The 16,199-nt window shown below is 64.3% G+C and carries 15 protein-coding genes; 7 read left to right on the forward strand and 8 right to left on the reverse strand.

Features of this window, described 5'->3' with window-relative positions:
• Window positions 1–199: 199 nt before the first annotated feature.
• Window positions 200–1,759, reverse strand: coding sequence for a SulP family inorganic anion transporter (locus HMPREF2757_RS10590; protein WP_070576589.1), 1,560 nt, complete (start codon window positions 1,757–1,759; stop codon window positions 200–202).
• Window positions 1,760–1,928: 169 nt separating this feature from the next.
• On the opposite strand from HMPREF2757_RS10590, the gene HMPREF2757_RS10595 reads away from it, so the two are divergent.
• Complete coding sequence (locus tag HMPREF2757_RS10595) at window positions 1,929–2,333, forward strand: MerR family transcriptional regulator (protein ID WP_048733850.1); 405 nt, start codon at window positions 1,929–1,931, stop codon at window positions 2,331–2,333.
• 540 nt (window positions 2,334–2,873) lie between these two features.
• Here HMPREF2757_RS10595 and HMPREF2757_RS10600 read toward each other — a convergent pair.
• Both HMPREF2757_RS10600 and ychF read right to left on the reverse strand, forming a co-directional pair.
• Window positions 2,874–4,385 carry a recombinase family protein gene (locus HMPREF2757_RS10600; RefSeq protein ID WP_070421670.1) on the reverse strand — a complete coding sequence of 504 codons (1,512 nt, stop codon included), beginning with the start codon at window positions 4,383–4,385 and terminating at the stop codon, window positions 2,874–2,876.
• A gap of 20 nt (window positions 4,386–4,405) precedes the next feature.
• Window positions 4,406–5,494 (reverse strand): redox-regulated ATPase YchF, encoded by a 1,089-nt coding sequence (ychF, locus tag HMPREF2757_RS10605; RefSeq protein WP_070576591.1) that lies wholly within the window; start codon window positions 5,492–5,494, stop codon window positions 4,406–4,408.
• A 219-nt stretch (window positions 5,495–5,713) separates the two neighbouring features.
• Here ychF and HMPREF2757_RS10610 point away from each other — a divergent pair, with 219 nt between their 5' ends.
• Window positions 5,714–6,547: a hypothetical protein gene (locus HMPREF2757_RS10610; RefSeq protein ID WP_070576594.1), complete on the forward strand. Its 834-nt coding sequence runs from the start codon at window positions 5,714–5,716 to the stop codon at window positions 6,545–6,547.
• 40 nt (window positions 6,548–6,587) lie between these two features.
• Here the strand turns inward: HMPREF2757_RS10610 and HMPREF2757_RS10615 are convergent, their stop codons facing one another.
• On the reverse strand, window positions 6,588–7,421 hold the full coding sequence (locus tag HMPREF2757_RS10615) for an LLM class flavin-dependent oxidoreductase (RefSeq protein WP_070576597.1): 834 nt from the start codon (window positions 7,419–7,421) through the stop codon (window positions 6,588–6,590).
• A 37-nt stretch (window positions 7,422–7,458) separates the two neighbouring features.
• Window positions 7,459–7,848: a heavy metal-responsive transcriptional regulator gene (locus HMPREF2757_RS10620; RefSeq protein ID WP_010079214.1), complete on the reverse strand. Its 390-nt coding sequence runs from the start codon at window positions 7,846–7,848 to the stop codon at window positions 7,459–7,461.
• Between the two features lie 107 nt (window positions 7,849–7,955).
• Between HMPREF2757_RS10620 and merA the strand changes: the two genes are divergently transcribed.
• On the forward strand, window positions 7,956–9,377 hold the full coding sequence (merA, locus tag HMPREF2757_RS10625; protein WP_070576600.1) for a mercury(II) reductase: 1,422 nt from the start codon (window positions 7,956–7,958) through the stop codon (window positions 9,375–9,377).
• 370 nt (window positions 9,378–9,747) lie between these two features.
• Here merA and HMPREF2757_RS10635 read toward each other — a convergent pair whose 3' ends face one another.
• Complete coding sequence (locus HMPREF2757_RS10635) at window positions 9,748–10,224, reverse strand: hypothetical protein (protein ID WP_239232704.1); 477 nt, start codon at window positions 10,222–10,224, stop codon at window positions 9,748–9,750.
• On the opposite strand from HMPREF2757_RS10635, the gene HMPREF2757_RS10640 reads away from it, so the two are divergent.
• Genes HMPREF2757_RS10640 through HMPREF2757_RS10650 form a run of 3 tightly spaced genes read left to right on the forward strand, consistent with a single transcriptional unit; the run spans window position 10,214 to window position 13,592 of the window.
• Window positions 10,214–11,722 carry a hypothetical protein gene (locus tag HMPREF2757_RS10640; RefSeq protein WP_239232705.1) on the forward strand — a complete coding sequence of 503 codons (1,509 nt, stop codon included), beginning with the start codon at window positions 10,214–10,216 and terminating at the stop codon, window positions 11,720–11,722. The genes HMPREF2757_RS10635 and HMPREF2757_RS10640 overlap by 11 nt on opposite strands.
• Window positions 11,719–12,309, forward strand: a complete 591-nt coding sequence (locus tag HMPREF2757_RS10645) for a hypothetical protein (RefSeq protein WP_070514611.1) — start codon at window positions 11,719–11,721, stop codon at window positions 12,307–12,309. The genes HMPREF2757_RS10640 and HMPREF2757_RS10645 overlap by 4 nt, the downstream gene beginning before the upstream one ends.
• Entirely contained in the window at window positions 12,306–13,592 is a 1,287-nt protein-coding gene (locus tag HMPREF2757_RS10650; protein WP_070576604.1) for a relaxase/mobilization nuclease domain-containing protein, read from the forward strand. The genes HMPREF2757_RS10645 and HMPREF2757_RS10650 overlap by 4 nt, the downstream gene beginning before the upstream one ends.
• A 199-nt stretch (window positions 13,593–13,791) precedes the next feature.
• Here HMPREF2757_RS10650 and HMPREF2757_RS11965 read toward each other — a convergent pair whose 3' ends face one another.
• Together HMPREF2757_RS11965 and HMPREF2757_RS10660 are read right to left on the reverse strand one after the other, a co-directional pair.
• Window positions 13,792–14,076, reverse strand: a complete 285-nt coding sequence (locus tag HMPREF2757_RS11965) for a hypothetical protein (protein ID WP_070576606.1) — start codon at window positions 14,074–14,076, stop codon at window positions 13,792–13,794.
• Between the two features lie 17 nt (window positions 14,077–14,093).
• Window positions 14,094–14,477: a MerR family transcriptional regulator gene (locus tag HMPREF2757_RS10660; protein ID WP_062019803.1), complete on the reverse strand. Its 384-nt coding sequence runs from the start codon at window positions 14,475–14,477 to the stop codon at window positions 14,094–14,096.
• 196 nt (window positions 14,478–14,673) lie between these two features.
• Here HMPREF2757_RS10660 and HMPREF2757_RS10665 point away from each other — a divergent pair, with 196 nt between their 5' ends.
• On the forward strand, window positions 14,674–16,197 hold the full coding sequence (locus HMPREF2757_RS10665; protein WP_070576609.1) for a SulP family inorganic anion transporter: 1,524 nt from the start codon (window positions 14,674–14,676) through the stop codon (window positions 16,195–16,197).
• Window positions 16,198–16,199 lie beyond the last annotated feature (2 nt).

Consider the following 16,199-nt stretch of genomic DNA (forward strand, 5'->3'; position numbering starts at 1 on the left):
TGGTCTGGTTACGCATATAAGAGACACGCCCTAGAACACGTGCACCGTAAAAAGTAAAAATCCCCACAACACAGCGTAGCGGTTAACCGCTACGCTTCTTTTATGCTCTTCCTATGCCCCAACTTTGCAACAGCACCAATAAACTGGCGCCCCGGTTATAAGTTGGGGCGCCAAGTCGATGTGCTCGAGTCGGGGGATGTTAGTGGCCGGTGCCAAACCGGCCAGACAGGCGGTTCAGCCGGTCCTGACTGGGACCGTCGAGCCCGATAATGGACACGGTTTTGCCTCTGTCCTGGAACTTCTGCGTAATCGCGTCAAAGGTCGCGACCGTGGAGGCATCCCAGATCTCCGCCTCAGTGAGATCAATAGTGATATGACGGGCAGAATCGGTGTAATCAAAGCGATAAACCAGGTCATTGCTTGATGCCCAAAACAACTGGCCATGCACCCGGTAGGTACGAGTATCAATCTCTCCATCGCCGTCGCCGTCGATCTCGGAGACCTTTTCAATGGAAGCGATATGTGCCATCCGACGGGCGAACATGATCATCGCAGTGAGCACGCCCAGCACCACGCCGATGGCCAGGTTGTGGGTGGCCAGGGTGGCGATGATGGTCACGGCCATGACAATGGTTTCGCTCACCGGCATGAGCTTCAGGGTGCGTGGATGCACGGAGTGCCAGTCGATCGTGCCGACCGAGACCATGATCATGATCGCGACCAGTGCGGCCATGGGGATCATGCCGACAATATCGCCCAGGGCCAGGACGAGGATGAGCAGGAAGACACCCGAGAGCAGGGTGGATAGTCGGGTCCGGGCGCCGGATTCGCGGACGTTGATCATGGTCTGGCCGATCATCGCGCAGCCACCCATGCCGCCGAAGAAGCCGGAGGCGATATTCGCGACACCCTGGCCGAGGCTTTCGCGGGTCTTATCGGAGTGGGTGTCGGTGAGGTCGTCGACGAGCTTGGCGGTCATCAACGATTCCATGAGACCGACCACGGCCATGGCCAGGGCATAAGGCGCGATGACCTGCAGGGTCTCCAACGTCCACGGCACGTTCGGAATAAACAGGGACGGTAAGGTCTCCGGCATCTTGCCCATGTCCGAGACCGTCGGGACAGTCAAACCGGCGGCAATGACCAAACCGGTGAGCACGATAATCGTGACCAGCGGGGCGGGGATCACACTGGTGAGCTTGGGGAAGAAAATCATGATCACCACACCCAAGCCGACGAGTGGGTAGACTATCCAAGGCACATCAATGAGGTGTTCGAGTTGGGCGGTGAAAATCATAATGCCCAGTGCATTGACGAAACCCAGCATCACCGATCGGGGGATAAAACGCTGAAGTTTCGCCACACCGAGGGCGCCGAGCACGATTTGTAGGACACCGCCCAACAGGACGGTGGCGATGAAATAATCCATCCCGTAACCACGCGCCACAGGAGCAATGACTAGGGCAATAGCCCCGGTGGCGCCGGTGATCATTGCCGGGCGGCCACCGGTAAAGGCGATCGCAATGGCCATGACTACCGAGGAAAACAGACCCATGGCTGGGTCAACACCGGCAAGGATGGAAAAGGCAATGGCCTCAGGGATCAGCGCCAGGGATACCGCCAGTCCGGCCAGAATCTCTATACGGATACGGGCGGGGGAAGAAAATGCGTAACGGAAGGATGCGATGATCCCGGTAGGGGCATCAGCGCCGTCTGGACTCAGGAGGGGGCGGGGGGCCGCCGTGCTAGTTTCAGTCATAGATGTCCAATCTTTGAGGGGATAGGTAACTGGGCGAACGCCCGAAAGGAATCCAACCCTCTAGTAACTTTAGGTTTGGTGATGGTGGTCATGGTAGCGGGAGTTTTACTCAACCGCCAACCCAGGCACAGGAACCCGTGGGCAACATCACCGTGAAGGAGAACAGGCAATGCAAAACAGTAATTTCAAGATCGGCGAGGTCGTTGACCAGACGGGGTTGTCGATTCCCACCTTGCGTTATTATGACAACGTCGGCCTGATTACCCCATCGGGGCGTAGCCCTGGTGGGTTCAGGCTTTATAGTGAGGCTGATGTACGTCGTGTTTTGCTGGTGCGACGGATGAAACCGCTGGGGTTTACTCTGGATCAGATGCGGGAATTCCTGGAAGCTGCGGAGATTCTTCATAGTTCAGATGGCGGGCAGGACAGTGATACCGCACAGCAGGCACGGAGTAATGCCAAGGCCACCCTTGCCGACATTCGTGAGGAGACGCGCACCCGCTACGAAAAGCTACGCAAGCAAATTGCCTACGCTGAGGAATTCCTCGATCTGGTCAACACCCTGGTACCCTAAACTGCCCCCATCCTTCGCAGGGAGAAAAAGACCATCGTATTGAATGCGCTCTGTCGAATCGCGTTCCAGATGAAGTGGACGAACGCCCGCGGCCTCTCCGGAGTGGATGGCGATAGTACAGAGGACTTCTGAAATCCGTGCAGACGACTCCTCAAAACGACACAGTCATCCAAGGTCACAAAATCGAAAATTGTCACTTAACCCCATCACTTCCAAACCGGCTTAAGTGACAAAATGCCATCGCTAAAGTCCCGATTTGAGTCCCAGGACGTGCGCCTTAAGAGAAATAACTAAAGCCCCTACCAGTGTTTCTCCTGGTAGGGGCTTGGAAGTTGGTAGCGGGGGCAGGATTCGAACCTACGACCTCTGGGGTAACAAGAGCCGTGTCATACTTCCTGCGAACGCCACGGTTGAGCAGTGTCGCCCCCGATACACGAAGGCAGATCTCCCCCGAACTGCCGGCTCCCGTGGCGTTCCTTCGTAAGAGCTTTGCGCGCCGCAGCGCATGCGCGCGATTGTTGACGTGTCACACACTGCAACCTAGTTCCACACGATCTGCACCGATTCAGGGTTAAAGGTCTTGGTGCCGCGCACGCCACGGCGCAGGCGCACCTGGCACAGGGTATTGATGACTCGGCGCTGCACGGCAAGCTCTGCGTTGTCGAAGGCATCCACGGGCGAGGCGTAGCCGGTTGTGTCGAGCAGCGCCGATGCGCCAGCAAGACGGGCACGGCGCGTTTCGAGTTTCTCGATCTGCGGCTCATAACGGTTTCGCGCGCGCTTGAGGTCACGGGCCTCGATAAGCTCCTCATCGTAGTCAGCCTGGACGCGGGCGAGCTTTGCGCGAAGCTCAGCGAGTTCGTCGTCGATGGCGTTGACCTCGTCGTCGTCCACAGTCGGCAGCAGGTCCGCCAGGTCGTCACGGCCAAGGCGGGCGCGGATCACGGCGAGCACAAAATCATCGACGCTATGTGTGCGCACTAATCCACAGGCGGCGCAGCGGTAGCGGTCGGCATGTGTGCGCACGGGGTTGCCACACTCGTCGCAGACATACAGACCCGAGCCGAGATGGCGGCGAGTGTTCCGGCGCTCCTTGTTGGTCAGCCGGTCGGGATCGTCGAGCACGTTCTGCACGCGCCACCACAGATCTGGTGTGACGATCGGCTCCCACTGCCCTTTCACCGGCTCGCCGGTATCGGGGTCGCGGACGATATGCGTGACACGGCGGTATTTGTTCTTCACGCCTTTGCGCTTGGCCTTCTTATAAGTGGAGTAACCCGCATACACGGGGTTGCGCAGGATCGAGTGCAACGACGTGTAGGCCCACGGCTGCGCGTCGGGAACCGGCTTTTCTTCCTGGCCTTCAGCGCGGCGTCGAGCGTTGCGCTCTGTGACCACGGTGTACATATGGCGCGGCGTGGTCGGGATATCCGGCAAGCCCGGTTGATCGACCCCAGATAAGGCGCGCGCAATGTCGCGCATGGAGTTGCCCCTCTCGACAGCGCGGAACATACCGAGCACGGCGGCGGCTTCGGATGGAATGATCTCGCCGGTGGAGGTGTAGCCGATAGGGCGCACACCGCCGGAGTACCAGCGGCCCTGCTCGGCGCGTTGCTGTTGCGCACGAGACTGGCGCATGCTCTTTCGCTCGATCTCGCCGCGTGCCACGGCTGCTTTGATGCGCGCGTACATTCTGCCGCCGTCGGTGGCAAGGTCAGCATCACCGTTCGCAGTGACGAGTTTCAGCCCCTGCTCCTCTGCCCTGTCGATCCACTCTTCGAGCTGCCAGGGCTGCCGTGTGAGGCGGTCGAGGTCCCAGCAAATGATCGCGTCGATCTCGCCGCGCTCAAAGGACGCCACCATCGCGTCGTAGTCGGGGCGGTCCACGTCCTTCTTCGACGCGGAGATCGACTGATCGACGTAGGTATGCACGACGTCCCAGCCGCGTTGCTCGGCAAGGGCTTCGCAGTCCTGGCGCTGCCGGTCGATGGCGAGGCCGTCCATGGCAGCATCGAGCGAGATACGGAGGTAAATAGCAGCACGTGTTGTCATGCCGCTAACACTAGCGCGCCTCAGGTTACATTGAAACGAAACTCCACCACGTCACCGTCGGCCATAACGTAGTCTTTGCCTTCCATGCGGACCTTGCCGGCGGCTTTCGCCTCGTTCATCGAGCCCAGGTCATCGAGGTCTTCAAAGGACACGATCTCAGCCTTGATGAAGCCCTTCTGGAAGTCGGTGTGGATGACGCCGGCAGCCTCGGGAGCGGTCCAGCCCTTGCGGATGGTCCACGCACGTGCCTCCTTCGGCCCGGCAGTCAGGTAGGTCTGCAGACCAAGAGTGTCGAAGCCAACGCGAGCCAGCTTGTCCAGACCAGGCTCGTCCTGACCGGTAGATTCGAGCATTTCGGCGGCTTCTTCAGGATCCAGCTCAATGAGTTCAGCTTCGAACTTCGCATCGAGGAAAATCGCCTCAGCCGGAGCCACGAGCTCGCGCAGCTGCTTCTGCATGTCCTCATCAGCCAGGCCCTCTTCATCAGTGTTGAACACGTAGATGAAGGGCTTTGCCGTCATGAGCTGCAGTTCGCTCAGCAGCGAAACATCAATCCCGGCTTTCTCCGCACCCTGGAACAGGGTGGTGCCGTCTTCAAGAAGAGCCGCGGCTTTATCCATCGCTTCAAGCACCGCACCGTCAATGAGCTTGCGCTTGACATCCTTTTCAATGCGCGGACGAGCGTTCTCCAGCGTCTGCAGGTCAGCCAGAATCAGCTCGGTCGAAATCGTGTCGAGGTCACCCGCCGGGGTCTCTGAACCTTCAACCCGGGTGACATCCGGGTCGGAGAAAGCGCGCGTCACCTGGCAGATGGCATCGGCTTCGCGAATATTGGCCAGGAACTTATTCCCCAGGCCCTCACCTTCCGAGGCGCCCTTGACGATGCCCGCAATGTCCACAAAGCTCACGGTCGCCGGCAGGATCTTCTCGGAACCGAAGATCTCAGACAGGCGGTCCAGCCGCGGGTCAGGCAGCGGCACAACGCCCACGTTCGGGTCAATCGTTGCGAACGGGTAGTTCGCCGCGAGAACTTCAGCACGGGTCAAAGCGTTAAACAGGGTCGACTTGCCCACATTGGGCAGTCCCACAATTCCAATAGTCAAAGCCACGCGGACATTTTAGCCCGCGCCCGGCACACGCTCACCGACGGGCGTGCCTCGGGAGAAGGCGCGTCCGTCCCACGACCGTCCGCCCGCGCTTTCAGCTTTCTGTGCGGACTTGTTCAGCCGATGTCCTCCTGCACGCCGCTTTGAATCCATAAGCTGAGCAGATCAGCTCGCTGTGACGAGCTGTGTTCAGACCCGCCGACACCGCACGGAAGGAATCCCGTGGCACCAGCCGAGCACACCGGCCCCGCTGATCCTCAGCAGCCTAACCGCAAGCCCACCCCCGAAGAATGGGCTCAGGCTTTCCGCACCTCCCAGGGGCGGCCGCCGACGGTCGAGGAGTACCGGGCAGCTCTTGACCGCGGCGAGATCCACAATGATCAGCACCAGTCCTTCGACCAGTTCGGCGAGCAGCTCAGCTCCGGCTTCCGCAACTTCACTGCCAGCGCGAAGGACGCCTACACCACCCATGTTGCGCCGACGGTTGAACGCTCCAGCGCAGAAGCGCAGGACTTCCTCAACAAGCACGGCGCACAGGGCAGCGGCAAGATCGGCACCTTTGCACGCTGGGCATCCTTTGGTCTGCCCGCCGCAGCGCTCCTGGCAATCATCAGCCTTTTTCTGCCGTTCGCCATGGTCGACATACTGGGCGACCACGGCACCCTGAACTTCTTCTCGTTCTCGGTCATGGTGAGCGGTCGAGCCTTCGCCGGCATCCTCATCATGTTGCTGTGCCTGGGCGCAATCGGCACTGCAATCGCTGCGATCATCACGAAGAAGCCCATCCTCAAACTGATTGCCGGCGGTGCGGGTGCGCTGGCGGGCCTGCTGGGCATCTTCAACGTTTTGGCCCGCCTTCCCTATGTCTTCTCCGGCATGTTCCCGCACGTGGGTCTTGGCCTCTTGGTCCTGATGTCGCTGGTTTTGATTGCCGGAGGTGGCCTGCTCGTGGTTGAGTTCTTCACCCAGCGCGGCACCAAGCCGCCTGCTGCTGGGCAGCGGCCTTCGGGCCCCGCTGACGAGGCGCCGCCACAGTCACCCCACTCCCCCGCCTAAGTGCCGGGCGGGCTGGCTACCCCGGCGGGTTTCTCCCAGATCAACTGATGGGATACCCCTCCGTGGGGCCCTGCCAGGCCGGCTGCCAGCCGAGTTCAGGCGCAACGTGTGTGGCGAAAACTTCCAAAATGTGGAGGTTGTAATCAACACCGAGCTGGCTGGGAATGGTGAGCATGACGCTGTCAGCGTCCATGAGCGCGGTGTCCTGCTTGAGCTGTTCGACCAGCTGGTCTGGCTCCGCCGCGTAGGTCTTGCCGAACGTAGAGCGGAAACCGTCAATGACGCCGATCTGGTCGTTCGCACCCTGGCCGCGAGCGCCGAAATACATGGCATCGAGCTCGTTGACGATCGGGAAAATGCTGCGTGAAACGGACACGCGCGGCGTCCAATCATGGCCGGCCTTTTTCCATGCATCGCGAAACAGTGCGATCTGCTCCGATTGCAGCTGTGCGAAGGAATCACCCGTGGCCTCTGTCAGGAGGGTCGAGGACATGAGGTTGACACCCTGCTGTGCGGCCCACACTGCTGTTTCGCGGCTGCCAGCGCCCCACCAGATGCGGCGGTCAAGACCTGGCGAGTGCGGTTCAATGCGCAGACGCCCGTGTTCATCAGCCGGTGAGGGCGGGAAGCCGGATTGCTGACTGGCAGGTTCGACCATGCCTTCACCGCGGATTGCCGCCATGAACTGTGGGAACTTTTCGCGCGCGATATCGGCTCCGCGCGGGTCGGTGGAACCTGCGTAGCCAAAGGCTTCCCAGCCGCGCTCAGCCGGTTCTGGTGAGCAGCGCGAGATTCCCAGCGCCACCCGTCCATCGGACAAGAGGTCGAGTGCGGCGGCTTCCTCTGCCAGGTACAGGGGATTTTCGTAGCGCATGTCGGGCTTGTGGCGTTGGTGCGACCGGCTCTGCCGTTTACAGGTACCGGCAGACCTGGTCCGCGCTGCACGAGTCGGGGTCGGGCTGCGCGGCGTCGCGTCTGAGCTCGGTGATGGTGTCGCGCAGCGCGGCGAGCTGGGCGATCTGCTGCTCGATCTCGGCGAGGCGTGCGTCGAGGAGGTCGCGCACGTGCTCGCAGGGAGCAGCGCCGTCGTCGCGGATGTCGAGGATCTGGCGGATCTGGGCGAGGGTGAGGCCCGCGGCCTGGCCGCGGTGGACAAAGTCGATCCGGGCGGCCGTCTCGGGCGCGTAGTCGCGGTATCCGGACGGCGTGCGCTCGGCCGGCGGCAGCAGGCCCTGCTCCTCGTAGAACCGCAGCGTCTTCGCCGTCGTTCCCGCCCGCTCGGCGAGTTCCCCGATGCGCATCGCAGGCCCCCTCTTCTTTCGGCAGAAGTCCTCTTGACCTTCCCCTGCACTGGAAGGTCCAGTATGGCTGAGACAGACCGGAAGACCAAGTGTTGACAGGAGCTGCGATGCCCACGAAGTACGACCTCGCCATCATCGGATCGGGCGGTGGTGCGTTCGCCGCCGCGATCCGCGCGACCACGCTCGGCAAGTCGGTGGTGATGATCGAGCGCGGGACGCTGGGCGGCACCTGCGTGAACACCGGCTGCGTGCCGTCGAAGGCCCTGATCGCCGCGGCCGACGCACGGCACTCCGCGGCCGACGCCGCCGACCGGTTCCCGGGGATCGCGACGACGGCGGGGCCGGTGGACATGCCCGCCCTGATCGCCGGGAAGCAGGCGCTGGTCGAGTCGCTGCGGGGCGAGAAGTACGCCGACGTCGCCGACTCCTACGGCTGGCAGGTCCGCCGCGGCGATGCATCGTTCGCCGGCGGCCCAGACGCCCCGGTACTGGAGATCATCGCCGGCGACGGGACGGTCGAGACCATCGAGGCCGACCACTTCCTGGTCGCGACTGGTTCTCGCCCGTGGGCTCCGCCGATCGACGGCCTGGAGGAGACCGGGTACCTGACCTCGACCACGGCAATGGAACTCGCTGAGGTTCCTGAGTCGTTGCTGGTGCTCGGCGGCGGCTACGTCGCCCTGGAGCAGGCGCAGCTGTTCGCTCGCCTCGGCTCGCAGGTCACGCTGCTGGTGCGGTCCCGGCTCGCCTCGAAGGAGGAGCCGGAGGTGTCCAAGGCGCTTCAGGAGGCGTTCGCCGACGAAGGCATCCGCGTCGTCCGCCGCGTGGTGCCCACCCGGGTCTCCCGCGGCACGGGAGGCGAGGCCGTCGTGACCGCCGACGTGTCCGGCGACTCGCAGGAGTTCCGCGCCGAGCAGGTGCTCGTCGCCCTCGGACGCCGTCCCGTCACCGATGGCCTGAACCTCGATGCGGTCGGGGTGAAGACCGGGGACTCCGGCGAGGTGGTCGTCTCCGACCGGCTGCGGTCCTCGAACCCGCGGATCTGGGCCGCAGGCGACGTGACCGGGCACCCCCAGTTCGTCTACGTCGCCGCCCACCACGGCACCCTCGTCGCCGAGAACGCGTTCGCCGACGCCGATCGTGCCGTCGACTATTCCCGCCTGCCGCGGGTGACGTTCACCGGGCCCGCGATCGGAGCGGTCGGGATGACCGAGAAGGAAGTGCTTGCTGCGGGGATCCGCTGCGATTGCCGCGTCTTGCCGCTGCACCACGTGCCCCGCGCGCTGGTCAACCGCGACACCCGCGGGTTCATCAAGATCGTCGTGAACGCCGACACGAACGAGATCCTCGGCCTGACCGCCGTCGCCAAGGACGCCGGAGAGCTCGCCGCCGCCGGTGTCCACGTGCTCGGCAAGACCGTCGCCGAGATCGCCGACGCCTGGGCTCCCTACCTGACGATGGCCGAGGGCATCCGGATCGCCGCGAAGGCCTTCACCACCGACCCGTCGCTGCTGTCGTGCTGCGCATGACCGGCAGCGCAGGCAATCGGGGAGATCTCATCCTGAAGAGGTGCAGACGACGAGCGCCGATCAGGACCGCGACGAACGGCGCGCCGGTCCCGTCGTCGCTGCAGGGACCGGACTGCTCTTGCTGGCATGCTGCGCGCTTCCGTTGCTGCTCTGTTGCGGCCTGCCGCTCATCGCGGCGGGCGGAGCACTCGCGGGCGTCGGTGGGCTCCTCGGTAACCCCTGGATCATCGGTGCCGGGATCGCCGTCGTGATGGCCGTCACGGCGGGGATGCTCGTCAGGTTAGGGCGGCGGCACCGAGGCCGCAGGACCGGCTGCTGCGAAAATCCTTCGACCGCTGATCGGAACCGGTAGCTCGAGCGGATCCAGCCATCATCGCCACCTCGGCCACTTCGGCACCCCGCGACCCTTCCACGTCTCCACGAGACCGGCGGCCGAGCGGACGGACGCGAAGAGCCCGTAGCCGGCCCCGGCGAGACCCACGGAGACCACGAGCCAGCGCCCGATGCCGAGCCAGATGCGCCCGTCCACGGCGAGCGCCCACTGAGCGCCCGTGATGAGACCGGCGATGCCCATCCAGAGCCCGGCGACGACCACGACCACCGGCAGCAGGGCGAGGCACATCGCAGCGGCGGCCGACCAGAGCTGACGCGCTTCGAGCTTCGCCGTCGCCGCCATCATCCGCTCGGCGCGCTCGTTCGAGGCGTCGAGGTTCGCGGTCATCGTGGCCGAGGCCTCCCCGGCGACCTGCTCGACGGCCTTCTCGACCCGCTCCTCAGTACGCTTCTCGATCCGCTGCACCGCGCCGCCGACCTGGCTCACAAGCTTCTGGTTCGTTGTGGCCTGCACCTTCAGACCCTCAATCGCCGAGGCCGTAGCCGCGCGATTCTTCTGCGCCTCCGCGACCAAGGTTCGCGACGCGGCAGAGAAGGCGTTCTTCGATCTCGCTGAGTACCTGCCGCATGAGTCGCGGGGGAAGAACGCCATCCCGGGCATCCACCAGTCGGATCGGCATTACCTCGTGGACAAGACGCAGGAGGGCATGCCTGGCAAATATCAGTACGGCCGTGGGCGGATCGTCGCGAACTTCGATTTCGGGCGGGAACTGGACGCGCACATGGCGATGCGCCGCAACGCCGCGGAGGGTGGCGGGGGTGCGAAGCTCAGCAAGCTCTTCCAGGCCGTGGGCAAGGGCTCGCTGACGTTGAAGCAGGTTCGCGATCAGGAGCCCGCGATCTACTTCGCGAAGGGAAACCTGGCGCATTTCCAGAAGTTGCGGGGCGACTTCCTCGCGTATCAGGACGCGCCTGAGTCGGTCATGAACTTCTACGTGTTCGGCGAAGGCGGCACGGGCAAGGATCTGCTTGCGAAGGCGCTCGCTCGCGCTCTGGCCCCGGACGCGGATAAGCCGTACTTCAAGGTGGGCGGCGAGAACGTCTCTTGGGAGGGGTACGACGGCGAGCCGGTCGTGATCTGGGAGGACATGCGGGTTGGCGACATGATCCGCACGGCAAAGAGCCGCGGAATGCTCTTCCGCATCCTCGGCCCGTGGCGTGAGCCGGACGAGAAGCCGATCGTGAACATCAAGGGGTCGAAGACCCAGCTGCTCAACCGGGTGAACATCGTGACGGGTCCGGAGGGCTACGAGGAGTTCCTCCGGGGCCTGGCTGGCGAGTACGAGTCGATGCAGGGAGGCGTGCGGGTCAAGCACCAGGCGGAGAACCTCGGGCAGGGGTTCCGTCGCTTCCCGGTGATCATTCCGGTCGCCGAGCGGGAGTTCTCGATCTTTGTGAATTCCGGCGTGCTCAACGGCACCCGCGAGTACCGGAGCTACGAACGGTACGAGCACATGCGCCAGGACCTCGAACTGCTGGCGCGCAGGTGCAAGGCGATCAGGGACACCGCGGAGCGGGAGCGCGTGCGCTGTGAGATCGAGGCGCGCACGGTCGCGCCGATCGTCAAGCAGCACGATCGGATCGCCCGCCCCGAGCTGGACGCGATCGACGGGCACGATCTGTTCGCGGAGTTCGCCGGGGTCGGCCAGCCGATCCAGCCGAGCGCTGAGGAAATCGCCGTGGCGGAGGAGGCGGCGAAGCGTGACCGCGAGATCGTCGAGGAACAGCAGCGCAAGCGTCTCGCCGAGCTGGAGGAGCACAACCGTGAGTTGAAGCTGTGCACCTGTTCGACGCCGCAGTCGGGCACCTATGCGCGTCATGGCGACGACTGTCCCGCGCTCTCCGAGGAGGAGCGCAAGCGTCGTGCCGACGCCAAGCGGAAGGCCCTCGAAGCGAAGGTCGAGCGCCTCCGCGCGAACGGTGGGCTGCTGGTCGCGGGAGGTGTGCGATGAGCACCAAACGCGATGCGCTCTTCCAGGGGGTCGAGGGGGCCGGAGGCCCCTCGCAAGCAGCCGGGGAGGACATGAGCGTCAGCGAAATGTCCGACGCGGCTACTGCTTGCCACTCTGGCGTACAGGTGGAGCAGCAGGCCGACTCCCAGGTGAACATCGGTCGGTTTGCTGTGGAAGCTGTGCGGCAGAGTCACGGTGGCGCGAAGCGTCGTCGTGGGGGCCGCGCGAAGCTCGATACCGACTTCGGCGAGGAGACGCTCGCGGCGTTGCGCACTCGTGCGAAGCGGCTCGGGCTGGCTCCGAGCGCGTGGGTGCGGGCCGTGGTGCGCGACGCGCTCCACGCCTCTCGGAGCGAGGAGCTGGACGCTGCCGTGGCCGCGCACCTGCTCTGGGGCGAGGCGCGCGTGCAGGCGTCGGCGGACGCTCGCGAGCTTGCCGCGCAGGTGCGCCCGCTGGCGATCAACGTGAACGATCTGGACCGCCGCGCGCGGGCCGGTGAGTCGGTGGCGCTGTCGGCGGAGGTGCCCGAGCTGATCGAGCTGCTGCGCGAGGTTCGCGCCCTGCTCGGGGATCGGACGGCCTCATGAGCACGACGCACTACAGCCCGAGCGCCAGTGCCGCCGACACGGAGCGCTATATCCGTGGCAAGGAGGACGCGCGGGGCGTAGCGATCACGTGCGATGTGCCGGGAGGCCTCGGCGCGTTCTCGGCGCGCGCTCGGGCGCTGACGCAGAACACGACGCGCGAGGTCGAGGCGCTGCATTACCGCCAGTCGTTCAGCGACGAAGAGTTCGATCCGAAGAATCCGGAGGACGTGCAGAGGGTGAACGATCTGGGCTACCAGCTCGCGAAGAAGATGCACCCGGATTCGGACTGCCTCGTCGTCAGTCATGTGGATGGGCGGGGAAAGAAGCCGCACAACCATATTTTGGTTCTCAATCACAACAACCGCACGGGAAAGGCGCTCTCGGACTATCGCACGTTCCACGACCGCAAGGCCGGGAACCAGAAGGGCGTGCAGTCGGCAAACGACGAGCTGATGCGCGATCACGGGCTCTCGGTCGTGAAGCGGCTGGAGCACGCGCCGAAGGACTGGGAGCTGCGCCGAGAGGACTTCGCCGAGGGATCGCTCGACCGCGAGATGGGTGACCGGATGAGCGCGGCGCTGGCCGACCCCCGCGCGGTGGACAAGGCCGGTCTCGAAGCGGTGATCGAGGAGCAGAACCAGCAGCTCGGCGATGACGGGGAGCGGGTGCCGCGGATGCGGCTGCACAGCCCCGTCAGCAAGAAGGGCAGGCGCGCCGGGCAGGAGACCTGGACGCTCTACATCGAGGACCGCCGCGGCGAGTCCGGGCGCGCCGAGCGCCGCAAGCGCGCGAGTGCACTCTCGGCGGACTTCACCCCGGAGGGCGCGCAGGCGTTCTTCGACTACCACCAGCAGCAGAAGGAGCAGGACTATGAGCGCAGCACTCGACAGGCTGAAGCAGCAGAACGGGCCCGTACAGTCGCAGCAGCAGCTCGGCAGTCCGGAGATGATGGAGTTGTTGACCTCGATCCTCGCCGCCGTCGAGGCGCAGAATGCGAGGATCGCCACGCTGACCGAGCAGCAGAAGAAGCTCGCGGGGTTCGTGAAGGTCATGGACGAGGAGACGACGAGGCGGCTGGAGCGGATCACGGCCCCGGCGTCGACCTCCTCGCCCTCCAGCGACGTGTCCGCGAGGATCGCGAGCATCGAGAGCAGGCAGAACGAGATCGCGAGCACGCTCGGCGAGTTCGCGCAGAGTCTCAACGGCGAGAGCTTGAACGCCGCGTCGCGGAGCTTGGTCGCGGAGGCGCAGAAGAATCGCGCGGCTACGGCCTCGGCGATTGAGGGGCTGAAGACGCAGGCCGCAGCGAACCATAAGCTCGTGAGCCAGGTCGGCGGCGCGGTCCAGCGGATCGAGAAGCGGACCGAGGAGCGGGTCGAGAAGGCCGTCGAGCAGGTCGCCGGGGAGGCCTCCGCCACGATGACCGCGAACCTCGACGCGTCGAACGAGCGTGCCGAGCGGATCCTGGCGGCGACGGCGAAGCTAGAGGCTCGTCAGCTCTGGTCGGCTGCCGCCGCGATGTGCCTCGCTTTCCTGCCAGTGGTCGTGGTCGTCGCTGGGCTCTGGATGGCGATCGCCGGGCTCATCACAGGCGCTCAGTGGGCGCTCGACGTGGACGGGAGCCTGTGGCTCGGCATCGGGCGCTGGCTCGTGGTCACCGTGGGCTTCGCCGGGGCCGGCTACGGGCTCTTCGCATCCGTCCGCTGGGTTGCCGGCCTGGAAGGGCCGCGGGTTGCCGAAGTGGCCTCGCTGGCACAGATAGCGCATCGTGTGTCTGCTTCGACTCAGTCCGAGGAGTGCGCGGCGAGCAGGCCGATGAACTCGTCAGCGGCGTCAAGCTGCTTGGCAAGCTTCGCGCGGCGTTCATCCGCGTCGGTGCGGAAATCGTTCAGCGCCCGCCGGGCGCTCTCGGCGGCAGCACCGACGCCATCCGCGCCGTCGAGCGCCCGGAGCAGGTCGCCCATCTGATCGAGCGAGTATCCCAGTGGCTTCATGCGCCGGATCAGCAGGAGTCTGCCGAGATCGCCCTCAGTGTAGAGCCGGAACCCGCCCTCGGAGCGTCCGGAGGGCGTCAAGAGTCCGATCTCGTCGTAGTGGCGGATCGTGCGCTGCGACAGAGCTGTCCGCTCAGCCAGCTCTCCGATGTGCATCATTCCCGCTTCGGGCACGGAGGCCTCCTCATCTCATCGTCTCAGTTCGACACAACTCTCACGTTACGTTAGTGTTGACTCTCGTGTCCACATGAGCTGGACATGCCTCCGCCGTGGCGATCTATCACCAGGCGAAGCCGCGCGTTGTCGCGCACCACCAGACATTCTCCGCTCTCGGCCTGAGAGCGCCGCCCTGAACAGATGGAGGTACCGCATGGCCGTGCCCACTGCGACCAAAGAAGACAAGGGTCGGTACCGGCCCGAACCGTCGGTGCTCACCGCACTGAAGACCCCGCGCATCCTCACCCGCGAAGTTCTCGCAGGCCTGGTCGTGGCGCTGGCGCTCATTCCTGAGGCGATCTCGTTCTCGATCATCGCGGGCGTCGATCCACGTGTGGGCTTGTTCTCCTCATTCGTGATGGCAGTGTCCATCGCGTTCCTCGGTGGCAGACCCGCCATGATCACCGCGGCGACGGGCGCTATCGCTCTCGTTATCGCCCCCGTCGCCCGCGACTACGGCTTGGACTACTTCATCGCGACGGTGCTTCTGGCTGGGGTCTTCCAGATCCTCCTCGCCGTCTTCGGAGTCGCCAGGCTCATGCGATTCATCCCGCGCAGCGTCATGGTCGGCTTTGTCAACGCGCTGGCGATCCTCATCTTCATGGCACAGGTGCCCGAACTCATCGGCGTGCCCTGGATGGTCTACCCCCTCGTCGCGGTCGGGCTGCTGATCATGGTCTTCATGCCGAAGATCACCAAGGTCATACCGGCCCCACTGGTCTCGATCGCTCTGGTGACCGCCGCCGTGGTCGTCTTCGCGATCAACGTACCCGCAGTCGGCGACAAGGGTGAGCTGCCGCGCAGCCTTCCCGAGCTGTTCATACCGAATGTGCCGCTGACATGGGAGACTTTCACGATCATCGCGCCGTTTGCCCTCGCGATGGCGCTGGTAGGCCTGATGGAATCGATCATGACGGCGAAGCTCGTGGACGATGTGACCGACACCCACTCAAACAAGACCCGGGAGAGCTGGGGGCAGGGCGTCGCGAACCTGCTCTCCGGCCTGTTCGGCGGCATGGGCGGCTGCGCGATGATCGGGCAGACCATGATCAACGTGAAGGTGTCCGGGGCCCGCACCCGCATCTCGACGTTCCTCGCAGGTGTGTTCCTCTTGGTCCTCATCGTCGTCCTCGGCGACATCGTTGCGATCATCCCCATGGCGGCGCTGGTCGCGGTGATGATCATGGTCTCCGTAGGTACCTTCGACTGGCACTCCATCAAGCCCTCCACCCTGCGCCGGATGCCTAAGAGCGAGACGACCGTCATGGTCATCACCGTCGCCGTCGTCGTCGCCACCCACAACCTCGCCGTCGGTGTCGTCGTCGGCGTGTTCGTCGCCTCTGTGATGTTCGTGCGCCGCGTCGCCCACCTCATCGACGTAAAGCGTGAGATCACTGAACATGATGGCGCTCGGATCGCGCATTACACAGTCGAGGGTCAGCTCCTGTTCGCCTCCAGCAACGACCTCACCACCATGTTCGAGTACGCCGACGACCCTGACCGAATCATCATCGACCTCACGAGATCCCACATCTGGGATGCCTCCACCGTCGCGGCGCTCGACGCAATCGAGACCAAATACGAACAGCACGGCAAGGCGGTCGAGTTCGTCGGGATGAACGAGTTCACGACTGCGTTCCACGCCCGACTCACGGGAGGACTCGGCAACGGTCACTGACA

Source organism: Brevibacterium sp. HMSC063G07 (assembly GCF_001810665.1).
Classification (GTDB): Bacteria; Actinomycetota; Actinomycetes; order Actinomycetales; family Brevibacteriaceae; genus Brevibacterium.